The following is a 16,844-nucleotide window of genomic DNA, read 5'->3' as shown; positions in this document are numbered from 1 at the left end:
TAACAGTCCGGAAACACCCAGGCCCGCGTGGCCTGATTCAGCTCGATCGGCGCCGTACGGACACGCCGTTGCGTTCGGCCAGCGACCGCAACTGTTTGAGCGCGAACTGCCTGCTGCGGCCGGCCGGCGGCAACACGATCCCGGCCCACAGCCCCTCGGCGCCCGGTGTCACGCAGGCCTCTTTTGCGCACTGCCAGCGCCGTGGACAGGCGCGGCACAGTGCCTTGGCCCCCTCGTCGGCGGTCGTCGTCCAACGGTCGGGATCTTGCGTACACGGTGCCGTCCACATCCCGTCGGCTGCCGTTATCGGATACATGTTCCCCCCTTCCAAACTTCCGAACTCGACAATACGTTTGTATCGTAAATTCGTCTTTACCGTCGAGGCGGTGGAGGAGTGATGTTGACTACGGTTACTCATGTGAGCGCAGAGGGCGGCGGACCGGGCGTGGCAGAACCGCGCAGTATCGACAGAATTCGCGGTGCGGCGCTGGCGAGCTTCGCCGCGCAAGGAGCCGCCGCGACGACACTGCGTGGTGTGGCGGCGGCCGCCGGGGTGTCGCTGGGTCTGGTCCAGCACCACTTCGCGACGAAGGCGGGCCTGATCAAGGCTGTCGACGAGTACGTGCTCGACGTCGTGATCACGCCGATGGCCCAGCCGATCGACGAGCGCACATCGGATTCGATCTCCGAGGTGGGGCGACGGGTGAATCGGATCATCGCCGAGCATCCTGATGTGGCTGCTTACCTCGGGCGCGCGCTGGTCGACGGCAGCGCACTGGGGCACGTGGTCTTCGACCGCCTGTTCGAGGTCGGTGTCGCGCGCTGGCAGGCGCGCGCCGACAGCGGCGAAGCGCGTCCCGATATCGACGTGGTGTGGGCGGCGACCAATGCGCTGGTGCTTGCCCTCGGTGCGGTGAGCCTGCGCCCGCATATCGAACGTCACCTGCCCGAACCGTTCACCGCCCCATCCCAACTCGATCGTTGGCAGACGTCGGTGGACACGCTGCTGCGCGATGGTCTGTTCCCGCACACGGAGCGGAGCTGACCATGCGCGCCCGCCACGCGCGGTTCGTGGCGCGGCGATCCGGCGAGAAGCGGATCGCTCGGGTCTAAGGTTGGGGCATGACCGATCTGGATCGTGCTGCCGCCCGTCGTGATATCACCGATGCCTTGCTCAAGGCACTCGACCGCAGGCACGAGGTACTCGACATCATCGTCGACGCCGATGACCGTGATGCCGCTGTCTCGGCGATCGCCGAGTTGCTGGGCACCAGCCAGGCAGGCAGCGAAGCGGTGTTCGGGCTGTCCTTCGACAAACTCACCAAGGATTCGCGCCGCAGCATCGCCGCCGAATTGGAGGATTTGAACAGCCAGCTCACCTTCACCCTCAACGACCGGCCGGCCTCCGGAGCCGAAAGCGTCGTGCTGCGTACCTTCTCCGGCACCGAGGACCGCGATATCTTCGGTGCCCGCATCGAAGACATGCATACCGCCGGCGACGGAAGGGGCGGTCCCGCGGGCAGTCTGGAGGATGAGATCAGGGCTGCGCTCGGCCGGGTCGACGCCGAAGAAGCGGCATGGTTCGTCGCCTTGGAGGGTGATCGCAAGGTCGGCATGGTGCTCGGCGAGCTCGTCGACCACGAGGTCGAAGTCCGGGTCTGGATCCATCCGGAATGCCGCAAGAAGGGTTATGCGACCGCGGCTCTGCGCAAATGCCGATCAGAGATGGCGATCTACTTCCCGGCCGTACCGGTCGTGGTCCGCGCTCCGGGTGTGCCCGCACCCTGATCGCCCAAACCCGGTGATCCTTACGGCCATAGGAGATGTGGGCGGCGCGTCACCAGGCGGTGCCCTCACACACCAGGTCGGTCGGGAACGGGATCGAGGCAGGCAGTTGGACCGGCAGGCCCGGCATTGCCGGTAGTGCCAGCGGAGGCGGCGGCGTCGCCGCCAGCACCGCGGGCGCCGAGGCAATGGCGGGCAGCACGGTATCGGTGGCCAATGCGGCGGCAGCCGGAGCAGATATGGCAGCAGCCGATGCAGCCGCGGCGGCCTCGGCCGGTGCGGCTGCGGCAACCGGCGCTGCAGCGACCGGAATCGGTGCGGCGGCCTCGACCAGCTCGGCCGCAGCGGCCTCCACCGGAGCCGGAACGGTCTCGGCGACATCGGCAATCGGTGGTACCGCCGCGGCTTCGGCCATCACGGGTGCCGGGCTCAGCACGGGCGCCGGGGGAGTGATCACAGCGCCGGCCTGGGTCAGCGGCGCGGCCACCGGTGCGACCGGAGGTGCTGCGCCCGGCACGGGCACGGGTACCGGCGGCACGGCGGCGGGCAGGACGGGTGCCGGCGCCACCGGTACCGCCGGCGGCGGCCCGATCGGCGCGGCCGACAGAGGTTCGGCAACCGGCGGTCCGGCCAGCACCGGAGAGATCAGGTCCAGCGTTTCGGTCGGAACAGCCGCTGCGGCTACGGGTTCGGCGATGGGTTCGGCGATCTGTTCGGCGATGGGCGCCGCGACGGCCGCCGGTTCGGGCGCCGGTGGTGCCGCGACGGCCGACGGTTCGGGCGCCGGGGGGACGGCCGCGGCCTCGATCAGCGGGGCCTCGATCAGTGGGGACACCCCCGTTTCCGCGGGCGCCGCGACCGCGGCATCGACAGCCTGCGGGACGATCTCGGGACTGGTGGACAGCTGCTGGACCATATCCAGGCAGGGCACGCCTGGACTGGTCGTCGGCTCGGCCGAAACCACGGAACTCATGGCCAACACGCCGAAACACATCCCTGCCGTCGCAACAGACGTGATGGCGAGCCTGTTGACGGTGGGTGGCATCGATTTCCTGATTCGGCCGGCGACAAACGACGTGGGGAACCTATCGCGGTTCGGCTCCCAGATTCACCGCGCGTCGGAGCCGACACCGATCCGATGCCAACCGGTGCCCGTCCCGTGACGCGAAGCCCGCATCGCGAAAAGAGCGTCCCGCGAATGCCTTTGCCGCCGGTTCGGCTCACATCCCGACGGCGGCCTTTTCCAGGTCGGTCAGTGAATCCTCCAGATGCACGAGCAACCGCTGCAGGTGCGGCACGCTGCGCCGGCAACCGACGAGTCCGAAATCGAGGTTGTCGGCATTGTTGGTGAGCGTGATGTTCAGGGCCTGGCCGTCCAGCGCGATCGACATGGGGTAGTTGCCGTCGAGTCGGGCCCCGTTCCAGTACATGGGCTCTCGTGCCCCCGGCACATTGGAGATGACGATGTTGAACGGCGGCGGAGTCGAGGACACGACGCCGGGGACCAGGCTCAGACCCAGCCCGGCGACCAGGAAACCCGACAGCGCCAGTGCCTGAGTCCGCGGGAGTTCGCTGAACACCCGCTTGTTGTCGCGCGTCGAGGAGCTGATGGCCTCCAATCTGCGCAGCGGATCGGCGGTGTCGGTGGCCAGGTTGCACAGGATGGTGCCGACCATGTTCCCGCCGGCGTCCTGCTCGTGCTCACTGCGCAGGCTCACCGGAACCATTGCCACCAAGGGAGTTTCGGGTAACGCGTTCTGCTCTTCGAGGTAGGCGCGCAGCGCACCGGCGCACATGGCCAACACGACATCGTTGACCGTGACGCCGGTGGCCGCCTTGACCGCCCGGATCCGCGCCAGCGGCCAGGATTGCGCGGCGCACCGGCGGGCGCCGCCGATGGGCACGTTGAACATCGTCTTGGGTGCCCGGTACGGAAGCGTGAGTTGCTGCTCGAGCAGGGCGGCGCGGGCCAACCCCAAGGTGGTCGGGGCCAGCCCCGCGACGGCCGAGGCGGTACCCGTCACCGACCGCACCAGTGATCCCGCCGTGTTCGGGCGCGCCGGCCTGCGCTTGGGCGCCAGGGTCCAGGGAACCCGGATCTCGCGATCGTGCGGGTCCGCCGACAGTGTCCTGATCATCAGCCGTTGTGCCGAGACGCCGTCGATGAGGGAGTGGTGGATCTTGGTGTAGATGGCGAACCTGCCGTCGCTGAGTCCCTCCACGAAGTACGCCTCCCACAGTGGCCGATGACGGTCCAGCAGGCTGCCGTGGATGCGCGAGGTGAGCTCGAGCAGCTCACGTACCCGCCCGGGCCTCGGTAAACCCGAACGGCGTAGGTGGTAGTCGACGTCGACCTCGTCGTCCAAAGTCCAACCGATATTGGTGATTCCGCCGAAGAACGTCGCCGGGTGCTTACGGAATGTCGGCTGGAAATCGCCGAAACCGGCGATCGCCCGATACATGTCCGCCACGAAGTCCGGCCCGGCATCGGCGGGTGGTTCGAAGAGTTGAAGACCTCCGACATGCATCGGATGCTCGCGGGACTCGCCGACGAGGAACATCGCATCGGTCGGGGAAATCAGCTTCATGGGGTGAAACTACCCACCCGGATGCCCGTCGTACCGTCGAATACTCAGGAGGGCGGAAGTGTGGCCTGCTGGACCGCCGCCGGGGCTGCTGCCGGGACCGCGAGGGCCGGTGCGATGGGCGCGGCGACGCGGGGCGCTGCCGCGAGCGGCGGGACGGGTGAACCGACCGCCGCTGGGGGTTGTCCTGCGCCCACGGCCGGTGCGACGGCCGGTGGCAGACCTGGAACAGGAGCGCCCGGCACTGGCGCGGCGGCCGGCGGGGCAGGCGGAATCACGCCGAGCACGCGTTGCAGATCCGGCTTCATCGCCTGCAGCTGGGATCCCCAGTAGCCCCAGCTGTGTGTCCCGTCCTTGGGGAAGTTGAAGACACCGTTGCGGCCGCCCGCGGCAAGATAGCGCTGCTGGAAGGTCTTGTTCGTGTTCAGGGTGATGTTCTCCAGGAACTGCGCGCTGAACATCCCGCCGAAATCACCGCCGGTGTCGAGGTCGGAGGGGGTCCCGTCACCGCAGTAGATCCAGATCGCGGTGCGGTTGGCGGCCAGCGTCGCCACGTTGACCATCGGGTCGTTGCGACGCCAGGCCGGGTCGTTGGTCTGCCCCCACATGCTCGTGGCGTTGTATCCGCCCGCATCGCGCATGGCCAGTCCGATCAGAGTCGGCCACAGACCCAGCGACGGGTTGACGAAGCCGGACAGCGAGGCGGCGAAGATGAACTTGGTCGGGTGCCAGACGGCGAGTGTCAGCGCAGATCCGCCCGACATCGAAAGCCCCACAACCGCATTGCCCACCGGGCTGATCCCGCGGTTGGCGGCCAACCAGCCGGGCAGCTCCTGGGTCAGGAACGTCTCCCACTTGTAGGTGAGCGTGCCATTGTTACCCGTGGCCGGCTGATACCAGTCGCTGTAGAAGCTCGACTGACCGCCGACAGGCATCACGATGGACAGACCGGAGTCGTGGTACCACTCGAACGCCGCGGTGTTGATGTCCCAACCGCTGAAATCGTCCTGAGCCCGCAGTCCGTCGAGGAGGTACACCGCATGGGGGCCGCCACCCTGGAACTCGACACGGATGTTGCGTCCCATTGATGGTGACGGGATGTCGAGTTGTTCGACCGGTAGCCCCGGCCTGGAGAACGCGGCGGCCTCGGGAGCGCCGATCAGCGAGCCCGCGACGGCGGTGGCCAGGACTGTGGACACGCAACGACGCGCCCAGCGCCGCAGCCTTGTCGGATGCGTCATGCACGGCAAACTAGCAGCGCACGGATGAGTCGCCACGGTGCGACGCTCGCTGTGATCGCGTTGTTACATAACGATTTAACTCATGCGGGCACGATGACCGTCAGGGTGTTCCCGTCGCGTTCCACGCACATACCCGCCCGGCGCGCGATACCGGCGACCTTGGCGGCGTCATCGGGTTCTGCGCGACTGGTCGCCAGCGCCCTGGCCAGTCTGCCCTTGTGCGCCTTGTTGAAATGGCTCACCACCGAACGCTGTCCGTCCTCTCGTTCGGCAAGGACCTCCACTCGTACGGCCCCGGGAAGCCGGCCCAGTCCGACATAGGACCCCGACCGCAGATCGATGACGAGGTCGTCCTCGGCGATCTCGGCCAGCAGTGGTTCCAGGACCGGGCGCCAGCGGGCGGCCAGTGTGGAGCGTCCCGGGATCTTCGACCCCGCCGAGAGTCGGTAGGCCGGAACCGGGTCGTCGGCGCGCAGCAGGCCGAACAGCGCGGACCCGACCGCCAGCCGGGCACGTGCCCGCGCCGCTGCGGCACCGCGTAACGAGTCGACGTCGAGCGCGTCGTAGAGCACCCCGGTGTAGCGCTGGATGGCCGCGATGGTCGGCGCGGTCGTCAGCTCGGCATTACGGGCGATCTCGCCATCCTGGGCAGCGGTCACACCGAGCGCCCGACGAGCGGCAGGGATATCGGAGGCCAGTGCGACCAGTTCGTCGACGAGCTCGCCGCGCACGCCGTTCAGGGCCGGAAAGCTGAGGTCGTGCAATCGCAGAGCTGGGCCGTCGCCGCCGGCGCGTTTGGTCTCCGAAGGGGGAAGCAGCACGATCACGGGACAGACGTTAGCTCAGCCCACACCGCACTGTGCCGCGGCTCCGGCGTGGTGCCGGATGGTCTCCATCGGCCTGTAGATGAATTTGCTGAAATTGCACGAACGGGGATTTTCGGTGCTTTGTCCATTCGAGAATTCGAATGGCGAGCGCGCACGCTTTTTGTGCCATCCGCAAATTGACCACCCGGCGGTCGCCGACATTTCGGGAGTCCTTTGCGGGGCTGTGGCCGAGCAGATTGGCGCGCCAGGAGTTTACGATGGACACACCGGGTGCAACGCCAGTCCGACCATCTTTCCGGCTCGTTGCGGCGGACGGATTGACAACGTTGTATTCGGTAAATGAGGATCGGCGTGTTCGGTTGGGCGTCGATCGGTACGAGGGGATCGAACCGATGCTCGTCGGGGGCTGGACGTGCAATGAGAAACAGCGCAGGGCCGGATCGCATATCCGTTTCTGCGTCTCACTCGACTGGGTGGCCGCGGATGGCGGCCGCCGCGGATGACTAGGGAGTTCTGGTGACTGCTCAGGGAATCGTCGGTGCCGGCCCCGACAACCAGGATCAGGGATTCGCCATCGACGCGCGAGTGCGCGTCCATGCCGGTACCGAGGACGAGGCAGTCGGAGTGATCGTCGACGATTTCGGTGACACGGCTGGTCAGTCCGTCGATATCGGTGAGCACCACATTGCGGATCCGGCGCGGCGGTGGGCAGTCCTGCTCGACAGCGGCTCGCTGACGTTCGTCGATTCCGACGTCCTGCAGCCGGAGTAGGCGACTACCGCTCCGGAAGCCGGTCGAGTAGTTCGTCGAGAAAGCCGCCGGCCTCCCTGCTCGCCAGCGCCTGGTCGCCGTCGGCGATGGCCTGGATCAGCTCGCGGTGCTGCGGGCTGTCATCGAGATTTCCGGTGCTCGTGACCACGCTTGCGAGCACGACTTCGGTCAATCCGCGGTACAGCTCCGTCAACACCGCGTTGTGTGCGCTGCGCACGATCGCGAAGTGCAGGTCGGCATCGGCGCGGGCGAACTCCTCGTCCCGGCGGTCGCCGCGGAGCTGCTCCGTGCGCTCCCAGAGTTGCCACAACGTGACCAGATCCTCGGCGCTGCGTGCCGTGGCGGCCAGCCGGGCGGCCTCCACCTCGAGGCAACGCCGCACCTGAAGCACATCGCGCAGTTCCGAGCCGCACAACCGGTGCAGGGCTCCGGAGACCTCGCTGGTGGCCCGCACATACGTGCCATCACCTTGTCGGACTTCGAAGATCCCACTGTGAGCAAGGGCACGGACGGCTTCCCGGACGGTGTTTCGTCCCACTCCGAGGGACTGCGCCAGTTCCGGTTCGGTCGGGATTTTGGCGTTGACCGGCCATTCGCCGGTGGCCACTGAACTGCGCAGCTGCTCGATGGCCTGGTCGACCAAGCCTGTCCGGCGCGTCGAAGCCAACGGCACGCGAAACCCCTTTCATCCAATCATCGGATGTATGGCAACCTAGTGCAGATGAACCACAGCCGCCACCCGCAGACCCTGGACGGCCGGGACGTCGAGGCCCACGGTCCGAGCGATCCACGTCCCGCCGAGGTGGTCGCCGGTGGCGTGCTGCTGATGGCGGCGGTCGTGCTGACGGCTGCGAATCTGCGCCCGGCCATCACAAGTGTGGGGCCGCTGCTCGCGGACATGCGGGGTGAGCTGGGAACATCGGCGTTGTGGGCCGGACTGCTCACCACCTTGCCGGGATTGTGCTTTGCGCTGGCCGGACTGACTGCGCCCTATCTGGCGCGTCGGATCGGATTGGGCCACGCCATCACCGCCGCACTGGGGGTCCTGATCGGCGGCCTGGTGCTGCGCGTCGTCGACGGGCCTGCGGTCGTCATCGGCGGCACCCTGGTGGCCACCGCCGGGATCGCCTTGATCAACGTGTTGATACCCGTCGTGATCAAGGAGTCCTTTCCCGCCCGGATCGGCTTGATGACCGGCATCTATACGGCGGCCCTGCAGGGCGGGGGCGCCGCCGGTTCCGCTGTCACCCCGCCGCTGGACGACCTGTTCGGCGGCTGGCGGCCCGCTCTCGGTGCCTGGGCAGGCCTGGCCGCCGCGGCACTGGTCTTCTGGGTGCTGGCCATCCGCGGGCACCATGCGCGGGCAGCTGCCACCACGCCGGCCGTCGCGGCGGGACAACCGCGTTCGATGCTCCGGAGCAGGCTGGCCTGGACCATCACCGGATTCTTCGGGTGCCAGTCGTGCCTGGCCTACATCGTGATGGGTTGGCTACCGCAGGTCTTCATAGACCACGGGATGAGCAAGTCCGATGCCGGACTGCTGCTCGGCTTGAACGCGGTGATCGCCGTGCCGATCAGCATCGTGGTGGCCCCGATGGCTGCCAGGCGGGCCAGTCAGAGCGGCTGGATCGTCGGACTGGGACTGCTCGGTTTCGGTGGAGTTCTGGGGTTGACGCTGGCGCCGATGGCGGCGCCGTTGTTGTGGACGGTCCTGCTCGGACTGGGCATGAGCGTGTTCTCGCTCGCTCTGGCGGTGATCGGCCTGCGCTCGCGGACTGCCGCGGATACCGCCCGGTTGTCCGGGATGGTGCAGGGGTTGGGATATCTACTGGCCGGGGTCGGACCGTTCCTCTTCGGACTGCTGCACGAGACGAGCGGTGGATGGACGGTGCCTTGGGTCATGGTCATGACGGTGTACATAGTGCAGATGGTGTTGGGCGCTTTGGCGGGCCGTCCCCGCTACGTCTGAGTCTCGCCTAGACGGGAACGCCGGGCGGGGGTGCGACGGGAGGGAGCTGTCCCGGCGGGGGCGGCACGAAGGCCACCGGCGCCGGCGGCGGGGGTGTGCCCGGCGCGGGAGGCGGCGGGGGTGTTCCCGGCGCGGGTGGTGCCGGCGCGATCTCCTCGACGGGGAGATACATGTGCTTGGTGAATTGCGGCTGGTACGCGCCTCCGCCGCCGATCTTGACTCCGCCGCCTTCGCCGGAGGACACCGCGGTCCCGTCCGGCAGTGTCACTGCGGTGTGGCCACTGTTCCATCCGATCACCAGCGCGCCGGGCTGAGTTCCGTACTTGAACCCGCGCGCCAGCAGTGCGCTTTCCTGATTGCCGGTATTGAACCGGTCGCCGAAAACCGGCCGATTCGTGGCGGCGTTGCTGACCCATGATGCGAGGCCCGAGCAATCTGTCCCGGCCGGGGAGTCCCCACCCGAGATGTATGGCGTTCCCGACACCTGGCCAACCAGCGCCAATAGTGAAGCTACAGCAAACATGGCGACGGACGTTAACAGAGCATTTTGTAAGCGGGCAAAATCCTGTGACTCCCAACACAGGATGATAAAAGCGCAGTTCACGTCACAAATACGCTCCGCGGCGGTGTTCTGTCGACCTGTTTGACGTGAACCTTTGCGACCGGATTTGAAGTTCTCGCAAACTCGGTAGCGATACGAGGTCGACGCGGCGGCGATGGCTCCTCTGGACTGGGAAACCGAAGGGCCGCAACGAATTTGCCGAATCATTCGGTCGCGACGCAAGGGTGAGTCGCACCACTCGTTTTCGCAGCTGCCGCGCCGCGCTTACTCTGGGTGTCATGGCTTTGAGGAATCCGGCGATGCTCGGTGCGGTTCTGGCGGTGGCTGCGATGGCCTCTGCCGGTTTCGCGACCGCCGAACCACCCGCCCCTAGTCCGGCTCCGGCGGACCCTTCCGCGCCCGCCGTTGATCCCGCTCCGGCCCCGGCCCCGGTGCCGGCGACCGTGATCGACAAGGACGGCACCTACCGGGTCGGCGTCGATATCGTGCCCGGTGTGTATGCCTCGGCGGGACCGTTCCCCGACGGCACATGCTCCTGGCGGCGGATGGCACCGGCGGTCGACGGTGCCGAACAAGGCGAGACCCTGGACCGTGCGTTCACCAAGCAGCCTCAGGTCGTCCAGGTCCTGCCGACCGATGGCGTGTTCAAGACCACCGAGTGCCAGACCTGGACGCTGACCGATCAACAGCCGCCGGCGCCGGGAGTGGGCCCGCTGCTGGCCGGACTGCAGGTGCGCGGCTACCTCGATTCGCTCAACCGCAACGCCCAGCAGTACGAGGCCAACAAACCGCCGGCGCCACCGGCACCGGCACCACCGACCCCGGCGCCTTAATCCGGACGGGGTCCGGTTCCCGCGGCGCGATCTCGCCCTACCGCGCCAAGGGCCGTAGCGCTGTTATTCTGCGTGAGCCGGAAGTGAGGACCTCGGGGAGAACGGTCCGCCCGGGCAGCGCGCGCGAGCGCGAGGTAATCGGAACGCGAAAAGAGTGTCGTGCGTAGCGGAGAAATCAAGGCCCTCACCGGCCTTCGCCTCTTCGCCGCCATCTGGGTGGTGTTATTCCATTTCCGCCCGCTGCTCGCCGAGTCGATACCCGATATCAATACCGCGTTGGCACCGATTCTCAACAGCGGCGCCCAGGGCGTCGACCTGTTCTTCATCCTGAGCGGTTTCGTCCTGGCCTGGAACTACCTGGACCGAATGGGTCCGACCTGGTCGACCCGCGACACCCTGCACTTCCTGTGGATGCGGTTGGCTCGGGTGTGGCCGGTTTATCTGGTCACCCTGCATCTGGCGGCGTTGTGGATCATCTTCACCCTCTACGTCGGGCGGTTCCCGTCCGAAGTAGCCGATACCCTGACCGCCACCAGTTATCTGCGGCAGCTCTTTCTCGTGCAGCTGTGGTACCTGCCCTACTTCGACGGCTCGAGCTGGAACGGGCCGGCATGGTCGATCAGCGCCGAGTGGCTGGCCTACCTGATCTTCGGTTTCCTGGCGCTGGTGGTGTTCCGAATGGCCGCGGCCACCCGCGCTCGCAGCCTGTTGCTGCTGTCGTTCGCGGCCACCCTGCCGCCCGTGATGTTCCTGCTGGCCAGCGGCCAGTTCTATACGCCGTGGAGCTGGTTGCCCCGCATCCTGATGCAGTTCACCGCCGGAGTCATCGCGTGCGCGGCGGTGCGCCGTTTGTACCCAAGCGACCGGGCCCGGACCGCGGCAGGACTGGCCTCGATCGCATTGGTCGCCACGATCATCGGCAGCCTGTACTGGCTGGACGAGCATCCGATCCCCGGTGTGATCGACAGCGGGGGAGTCGTCGACCTGCTGTTCGTGCCGCTGGTGGTGACGTTGTCGATCGGTGCGGGCACGTTGCCGTGGCTACTCTCACACCGCATCCTGATCTACGGCGGGCAGATCTCGTTCAGCCTGTACATGGTCCACGAGCTGATCCACACCGCCTGGATCTGGGCGGCCAAGCAGTTCGAACTGACCATGGCCGGACCAGGCGGAGTGTGGTGGCTGGTCGCGGTGTTCGCCATCACCCTGACGGCGTCGGCGGCGCTGTATCACGTGGTGGAGGAGCCGGCCCGGATATGGATGCGTCGGATGGTCGGTAGAAAAAAGCCTGCCGCCAGCGTGCGCGCGGTGGACTCCGAGACCCGGCTGTCGGCATGACCCGCCGGGGAACCCCAATGGCCGTGTGCGGCAGGGCTTCTCACGGGTTCTTCGAGTAAGCTCGCCGCCGATGATCATGACAGACGTGCTGCGGCGCCCCATCCTGCCATTGTCGACTCTGGCAGCGGTGGTCGTGATGCTCGTATGCGTCGCCATACCGGACGCCCGCATCGACGCGCGGCGACTGTCGGTGGAAACACCGTCGAGCCGGGTTGCGGTGATCGGCGACTCGTATACCAACGGGACCGATTGGGGCGGGATCGGTGCGGCCGGGTGGCCGGCTCAGGCCTGGCAGTTGCTGGCCTCCCAGGGCAGGCCCGTCGTCGCCGATGTCGCGGCAGAGGGCCGGGCCGGCTACGGCGTGCGGGGTGACCGCGGCAGCCTGTTCTGGGATCTGACGACGCGCGCAGTCCAGCCCGATGATCGGTTGGTGGTGTTCTTCGGATCGCGCAACGACCAACCGGTGGCGGTAACGGATGTCGTCGATCAGGCACGCAATGCCTTTGCCCTGGTGCATGGGATCGCACCGGCGGCCCGCCTCCTGGTCATCGGGCCGCCCTGGCCGACCGCCGACGTGCCGGTGGAGATCCTGCGCATCCGGGATGCGCTGGCGGCCGTTGCCCGATCGGCCGGCGCGCGATTCGTCGATCCGATTGCCGAGGGCTGGTTCGTCGGCCGCCCCGATCTGATCGCCGCTGACGGGGTGCATCCCACCGACGCGGGCCATCTCTACCTCGCCGACAAGATTGCCCGGCTGATGGGTGCGCAGCTGACGCCGCGACGCTGATTCACACCCCGGCTTTGCGCCGGGCCTTCTCCTTGAGCTCACCCGGCAGGGCGTCGGCCGCGAGCAGTGCGGGCCAAAGGGCGGGCTGCGTCGTCATCGCCAGGAAGACGGTGCCGATCGTCACGTCATGGTCCGGGCGATCGATTATCTCGACCGCATCGCCGCCGCGCACCGACCCCGGGGAGATCACGCGCAGATACGCTCCCGGTGCACCCTTGCGCGTGAATGTCTTGATCCAGCCGTCGATATCCAGCCACGCCGAGAAGGTCCGGCACGGGGTGCGGGGACGCGTCACCTCCAGCACAAGACCGTCCGTGCCGATGCGCCAGCGTTCGCCGACGAGCGCGTTGGTGACGTCGATGCCCGCGGTGGTGAGATTCTCGCCGAACACGCCGTTGCCTATATCGCGGCCGAGTTCGCCCTCCCAGAAGTCCAGATCTTCCCGGGCATAGGCATAAACCGCCTGATCGTCACCGCCGTGGTACTTCTGTTCGCTGACCAGATCGCCGACCAGGCCACTGCCGAGACCACCCCGCATCGGGCCGGGAGCCCGTACGGCGACCGCATCATCGGTGGGGCGCTTGTCGATGCCGGTCGGCTTCTTCTTGTGATCGGGGTTGGTCATGGGGTGGGCGATGTTGACCGTCAGCACGCTCGACATGGGGCAAGCCTAGTCTGGCGGCATGTTCGTCTCCCCGCGCTACGGCACCGGCGCACTCGCCGACCTTCTTCCGTCCGTGCTCGGGGTTCTCGGTGTGGCTGGCGAGTCGGACCGGATAGGTCTGGATCTGGGTTCGGTGCGACGAATCGCCGTCCTGCTGATCGACGGCATGGGCAGCGAATTGGTCGCGGCCCGCCGGGATGTCGCGCCGCTGCTCGCCGCCCGGCCGGACCGATCGCTCACCGCGGGTTTCCCCAGCACGACGGTGGCGAGCCTGGCGTCGCTGGGCACCGGCCTGCCGTCGGGGGAGCATGGCCTGGTCGGCTACCTGCTTTCGGTGCCCGGTCACGACCGTTTGATGAATCCGCTGAAATGGGGGTTGATGGGCCAGGGGCCCAAGGTCGATCTGCTAAAAGAGCTCATCCCCGAGCATTTCCAGCCATCGCGGACCGCCTTCGAGCGGGCCGCCGCCGACGGTGTGGTGGTGACCCAGGTGGCACCGACCTATCAGGCGGGCTCTGGGCTGACCCGGGCGGCGCTGCGCGGTGGCGACTTCCGGCCGACCTTCTCCTCGGGCGACCTTGTCGACGGGGTGCTCACGGCGCTGTCGGCTGCCGACCGCACGCTGGTCTATGCCTATCACGGCGACCTCGACATGACCGGCCATGTACGTGGTCCCCACTCCGAATCCTGGGCGCTGGAACTGGCGCAGATCGACCTCATGATCCGACTGATCGCCGAACGGCTACCGGCCGGGTCGGCGCTGATCGTCACCGCCGACCACGGCATGGTGCAGGTCGCCGACCCGGTCGACTTCGACAGCACCGCGGTGCTGCAGACCGGTGTGCGCACGCTGGGCGGCGAACCACGCGCCCGGCACGTCTACACCGAACCCGGTGCGGCCGACGATGTTGCCGCGATCTGGCGCGAGACGCTGGGCAGCGATTTCACCGTGTTGACCCGCGTGGAGGTCACCGGCGCCGGCTGGTTCGGACCGAACGTACGCGAGGATGTCGCGCCGCGCATCGGTGACGTCGTGGTGGTCTCCGGTGCTGACCGCGCGGTGATCCGCTCCGGTGCTGAACCCTTGCAATCGAACCTTCTCGGCCATCATGGTTCGCTGACGCCGGCGGAAATGTTGGTGCCGCTGTACACCTTCGCCGCCACGGGCAACTAGCGTCCACTGCTTGTGCAGACCCTCATCGACCTCGAGGCCGCCGCGGTGTTCGCCGTTCCGCTCCGTGACGGCGGCACACACGAGGGCATGATGCTGGAAGGACCGCAGGGCTGGGGCGAATTCAGCCCGCCTGCCGACTGTCCCGACCAGCTGCTGGGACGGTGGCTCACGGCAGCCACCGAGGTGGGCACGGTCGGTTGGCCGGATGCGGTACGCGGGCGCGTCCCTGTTGCCGTGGGCATCGGCGCCGTCGACCCCGGTCGTGCCCAAGCGCAAGTCCTCGAATCGGGATGCCGCACCGCCACGGTCGAGGTACACGGCGCGACGGGTGAGGACATCGATCGCGTGGCGGCGGTCCGTGCGGCGCTGGGACCCGACGGGAACATCCGGTGCGATGCGCGGGAGCGTTGGGACGCCGCGAGCGCGGTGGCTGCGATCGGGGCGCTGGACCGCGCCGCCGGTGGCCTCGAGTTCATTGCGCGCCCCTGTGCCGACCACGAGCAGCTGCGCGCCGTGCGACGCCTGGTCGATGTTCCGATCGCCGTCCACGCTGCGCCGGATCTGGAGTTGCGCGGCCTTGCCGATATCGCGATCCTGCACTGCGGTGTGCTCGGCGGGGCGCGGCGGGCACTGCGTGTCGCCGAGATCAGCGGGATGCCCTGCGTGGTGACCTCGGGTGAGCAGACCAGCGTTGGTGCAGCGGTCGGGGTGGCCCTTGCCGGCGCGCTGCCCACACTGCCCTTCGCCTGCGAGCTGGGCGCGGGACTGGTGGTGGCTGCGGATCCCGTCGCGGCGTCGCGAAGTCTGGTCCCGGTCGTGGGGTTCCTGCCGGTCGCACCGATGTCGCCGGCACCGCAGTTGCCTGCGGAGCACACGGTGACGGATCCGGAACGAATTCGGTGGTGGCGCAGACGTCTGCAGAACGCAATTGCACAATGAGGGCATGACCTCCGTGTCCACCCCGCAGGTACTTCTCGGCCGCGCGCTCGACCCGGCGAACCGGATCGACCCCTATCCGGTGTACCGCCAACTGCGTGAATACGGGCCGTTGCAGATCCCCGAGATCAGCTTGACGGTGTTGTCCTCCTACGCACACTGCGATGCCGTGCTGCGGCATCCGGCAGCGGCCAGCGACCGCATGAAGTCGGCCATCGCGCAGCGCCAGATCGCGGCAGGGGAGCAGCCCCGACCGTTCGGCCTGGCCGGACTCGTCGACAAGCGACGGACGCCTGCCTTTCTGTTCCTCGATCCGCCGGACCACACCCGGCTGCGCAAGCTGGTGGCCAAGGCGTTTGCGCCGCGGGTGATCAACCAGCTGCGCCAGGAGATCATCAGCACGGTCGATTCTTTGCTGGACACTGCGCAGGACCGTGGCGAGTTCGATGCGGTCGGTGGGCTGGCCTATCCGGTCGCGGTGGCCGTCATCTGCCGGCTGCTCGGTGTTCCGGTCGAGGATGAACCGAAGTTCGGGATCGCCTCCACGCTGCTGGCCCAGACGGTCGATCCGTTCCTGTCGGCCACCGGCGAGGTGCCCGAGGGTTTCACCGACCGCATCGAGGCGGGCAAGTGGTTGCGCCGTTACTTCCGCGACCTGATCAGCGCCCGGCGGAGCGATCCCGGTGACGACCTGATCTCCGCGTTGATCGCCGTCGAAGAGTCCGGGGATCAGCTATCCGAGGACGAGATCATCTCTACCTGCAATTTGTTGCTCATCGCAGGACATGAGTCGACTGTCAGCATGATGGCCACGGCGGTACTGGCCATGCTTCGCGACAAGCAGCAGTGGGCGGCGCTGGGTGCCGACCCGAAGCGTGCGTTGCGGGTCATCGAAGAGACGCTGCGTTTCGACCCGGCCGCGCAACTGCTGGGTCGCGTTGCCGCTGACGACATCACCCTGGGCGATCTGCATATTCCCAAGGGCGACACCATGATCGTGTTGTTGGCTGCGGCCCACCGCGACCCGGCCGCCAACGGGAATCCCGACGTTTTCGATCCAGACCGTGGCGTCATCCGGCATCTCGGCTTCGGCCACGGTGCGCACTTCTGTCTCGGCGCACCCTTGGTGCGACTGGAGGCCTCGATCGTGTTGTCGGCGGTGACGAAGCGGTTTCCGAATGCCGAACTCGGCGGCGAGCCCAAGTACAAGCCAAACGTCACGCTGCGCGGCATGTTGTCGTTGCCGGTGACGGTGTAGGGGCGGCCACCCTTTTCAGAAGGGCGGGGGATCGGTGCCGCTATCGCCGGCGGCTGCGTTGCGGGTGCGTTCGGCGTTGATGCGGTAGTCGCGGTCGTGTTGTCGGGTGCGTTG

Annotated in this window: 18 protein-coding genes; 10 read left to right on the top strand and 8 right to left on the bottom strand. The window is 67.5% G+C overall.

The features are described 5' to 3' along the window. Window positions 1-37 precede the first annotated feature (37 nt). Window positions 38-316 (bottom strand): WhiB family transcriptional regulator, encoded by a 279-nt coding sequence (locus tag G154_RS15220; protein WP_023985835.1) that lies wholly within the window; start codon window positions 314-316, stop codon window positions 38-40. Window positions 317-418: 102 nt separating this feature from the next. Here G154_RS15220 and G154_RS15215 point away from each other — a divergent pair, with 102 nt between their 5' ends. Continuing rightward, window positions 419-1,045, top strand: a complete 627-nt coding sequence (locus G154_RS15215) for a TetR/AcrR family transcriptional regulator (RefSeq protein WP_019510958.1) — start codon at window positions 419-421, stop codon at window positions 1,043-1,045. 77 nt (window positions 1,046-1,122) lie between these two features. After that, the gene (locus tag G154_RS15210; protein ID WP_019514822.1) at window positions 1,123-1,788 is read left to right on the top strand and encodes a GNAT family N-acetyltransferase; all 666 of its coding nucleotides are present in this window, start codon (window positions 1,123-1,125) and stop codon (window positions 1,786-1,788) included. Between the two features lie 49 nt (window positions 1,789-1,837). Here the strand turns inward: G154_RS15210 and G154_RS15205 are convergent, their stop codons facing one another. The 4 genes from G154_RS15205 to yaaA form a co-directional block, all read right to left on the bottom strand. Continuing rightward, window positions 1,838-2,758, bottom strand: coding sequence for a hypothetical protein (locus tag G154_RS15205; protein ID WP_131701300.1), 921 nt, complete (start codon window positions 2,756-2,758; stop codon window positions 1,838-1,840). Window positions 2,759-3,005: 247 nt separating this feature from the next. After that, window positions 3,006-4,373: a wax ester/triacylglycerol synthase family O-acyltransferase gene (locus G154_RS15200; protein ID WP_019514819.1), complete on the bottom strand. Its 1,368-nt coding sequence runs from the start codon at window positions 4,371-4,373 to the stop codon at window positions 3,006-3,008. 44 nt (window positions 4,374-4,417) lie between these two features. Continuing rightward, window positions 4,418-5,611 carry an esterase family protein gene (locus G154_RS15195; protein WP_045546454.1) on the bottom strand — a complete coding sequence of 398 codons (1,194 nt, stop codon included), beginning with the start codon at window positions 5,609-5,611 and terminating at the stop codon, window positions 4,418-4,420. An 80-nt stretch (window positions 5,612-5,691) separates the two neighbouring features. Beyond that, the gene (gene yaaA / locus G154_RS15190) at window positions 5,692-6,438 is read right to left on the bottom strand and encodes a peroxide stress protein YaaA (RefSeq protein ID WP_019514817.1); all 747 of its coding nucleotides are present in this window, start codon (window positions 6,436-6,438) and stop codon (window positions 5,692-5,694) included. A gap of 516 nt (window positions 6,439-6,954) precedes the next feature. Between yaaA and G154_RS15185 the strand changes: the two genes are divergently transcribed. Continuing rightward, on the top strand, window positions 6,955-7,209 hold the full coding sequence (locus G154_RS15185) for a hypothetical protein (RefSeq protein ID WP_019514815.1): 255 nt from the start codon (window positions 6,955-6,957) through the stop codon (window positions 7,207-7,209). Between the two features lie 4 nt (window positions 7,210-7,213). On the opposite strand, the gene G154_RS15180 is transcribed toward G154_RS15185, so the two are convergent. Then, window positions 7,214-7,882: a FadR/GntR family transcriptional regulator gene (locus tag G154_RS15180; protein ID WP_023985833.1), complete on the bottom strand. Its 669-nt coding sequence runs from the start codon at window positions 7,880-7,882 to the stop codon at window positions 7,214-7,216. 48 nt (window positions 7,883-7,930) lie between these two features. Here G154_RS15180 and G154_RS15175 point away from each other — a divergent pair, with 48 nt between their 5' ends. Then, the gene (locus tag G154_RS15175; RefSeq protein WP_019514813.1) at window positions 7,931-9,178 is read left to right on the top strand and encodes an MFS transporter; all 1,248 of its coding nucleotides are present in this window, start codon (window positions 7,931-7,933) and stop codon (window positions 9,176-9,178) included. A gap of 7 nt (window positions 9,179-9,185) precedes the next feature. Here G154_RS15175 and G154_RS15170 read toward each other — a convergent pair whose 3' ends face one another. After that, the gene (locus tag G154_RS15170; protein ID WP_023985831.1) at window positions 9,186-9,701 is read right to left on the bottom strand and encodes a hypothetical protein; all 516 of its coding nucleotides are present in this window, start codon (window positions 9,699-9,701) and stop codon (window positions 9,186-9,188) included. 317 nt (window positions 9,702-10,018) lie between these two features. Between G154_RS15170 and G154_RS15165 the strand changes: the two genes are divergently transcribed. The 3 genes from G154_RS15165 to G154_RS15155 all read left to right on the top strand — a co-directional run bounded on the left by G154_RS15165 (window position 10,019) and on the right by G154_RS15155 (window position 12,698). After that, entirely contained in the window at window positions 10,019-10,573 is a 555-nt protein-coding gene (locus G154_RS15165) for a hypothetical protein (protein WP_081650013.1), read from the top strand. A gap of 159 nt (window positions 10,574-10,732) precedes the next feature. Continuing rightward, window positions 10,733-11,911: an acyltransferase gene (locus tag G154_RS15160; protein WP_019514810.1), complete on the top strand. Its 1,179-nt coding sequence runs from the start codon at window positions 10,733-10,735 to the stop codon at window positions 11,909-11,911. Between the two features lie 70 nt (window positions 11,912-11,981). Continuing rightward, complete coding sequence (locus G154_RS15155) at window positions 11,982-12,698, top strand: GDSL lipase (RefSeq protein WP_019514809.1); 717 nt, start codon at window positions 11,982-11,984, stop codon at window positions 12,696-12,698. 1 nt (window position 12,699) lies between these two features. Here the strand turns inward: G154_RS15155 and G154_RS15150 are convergent, their stop codons facing one another. Further along, a complete protein-coding gene (locus G154_RS15150; protein WP_019514808.1) occupies window positions 12,700-13,359 on the bottom strand; it encodes an MOSC domain-containing protein in 660 nt (219 codons plus the stop codon). Between the two features lie 22 nt (window positions 13,360-13,381). On the opposite strand from G154_RS15150, the gene G154_RS15145 reads away from it, so the two are divergent. From G154_RS15145 to G154_RS15135, 3 genes are read left to right on the top strand one after another with little or no spacing between them, the layout of a single operon-like run. Further along, a complete protein-coding gene (locus G154_RS15145; protein WP_019514807.1) occupies window positions 13,382-14,536 on the top strand; it encodes an alkaline phosphatase family protein in 1,155 nt (384 codons plus the stop codon). Between the two features lie 12 nt (window positions 14,537-14,548). After that, on the top strand, window positions 14,549-15,475 hold the full coding sequence (locus tag G154_RS15140; RefSeq protein WP_019514806.1) for an enolase C-terminal domain-like protein: 927 nt from the start codon (window positions 14,549-14,551) through the stop codon (window positions 15,473-15,475). A 4-nt stretch (window positions 15,476-15,479) separates the two neighbouring features. Further along, window positions 15,480-16,730 (top strand): cytochrome P450, encoded by a 1,251-nt coding sequence (locus G154_RS15135; protein WP_019514805.1) that lies wholly within the window; start codon window positions 15,480-15,482, stop codon window positions 16,728-16,730. The last annotated feature ends 114 nt before the right edge of the window (window positions 16,731-16,844 follow it).

This window comes from Mycobacterium sp. VKM Ac-1816D, assembly GCF_000416385.1.
In the GTDB taxonomy this organism is placed as follows: domain Bacteria; phylum Actinomycetota; class Actinomycetes; order Mycobacteriales; family Mycobacteriaceae; genus Mycobacterium; species Mycobacterium neoaurum_A.
Note: the sequence above shows the minus strand (reverse complement) of the source record. Positions and strands in the feature narration are given on the sequence as shown.

Coding starts and splice junctions, on each gene's coding strand:
- G154_RS15220 (WP_023985835.1), bottom strand. CDS start 316: ATGTATCCGATAACGGCAGCCGACGGGATGTGGACGGCACCGTGTACG.
- G154_RS15210 (WP_019514822.1), top strand. CDS start 1,123: ATGACCGATCTGGATCGTGCTGCCGCCCGTCGTGATATCACCGATGCC.
- G154_RS15205 (WP_131701300.1), bottom strand. CDS start 2,758: ATGAGTTCCGTGGTTTCGGCCGAGCCGACGACCAGTCCAGGCGTGCCC.
- G154_RS15200 (WP_019514819.1), bottom strand. CDS start 4,373: ATGAAGCTGATTTCCCCGACCGATGCGATGTTCCTCGTCGGCGAGTCC.
- G154_RS15195 (WP_045546454.1), bottom strand. CDS start 5,611: ATGACGCATCCGACAAGGCTGCGGCGCTGGGCGCGTCGTTGCGTGTCC.
- G154_RS15175 (WP_019514813.1), top strand. CDS start 7,931: ATGAACCACAGCCGCCACCCGCAGACCCTGGACGGCCGGGACGTCGAG.
- G154_RS15170 (WP_023985831.1), bottom strand. CDS start 9,701: ATGTTTGCTGTAGCTTCACTATTGGCGCTGGTTGGCCAGGTGTCGGGA.
- G154_RS15165 (WP_081650013.1), top strand. CDS start 10,019: ATGGCTTTGAGGAATCCGGCGATGCTCGGTGCGGTTCTGGCGGTGGCT.
- G154_RS15155 (WP_019514809.1), top strand. CDS start 11,982: ATGATCATGACAGACGTGCTGCGGCGCCCCATCCTGCCATTGTCGACT.
- G154_RS15150 (WP_019514808.1), bottom strand. CDS start 13,359: ATGTCGAGCGTGCTGACGGTCAACATCGCCCACCCCATGACCAACCCC.
- G154_RS15145 (WP_019514807.1), top strand. CDS start 13,382: ATGTTCGTCTCCCCGCGCTACGGCACCGGCGCACTCGCCGACCTTCTT.
- G154_RS15135 (WP_019514805.1), top strand. CDS start 15,480: ATGACCTCCGTGTCCACCCCGCAGGTACTTCTCGGCCGCGCGCTCGAC.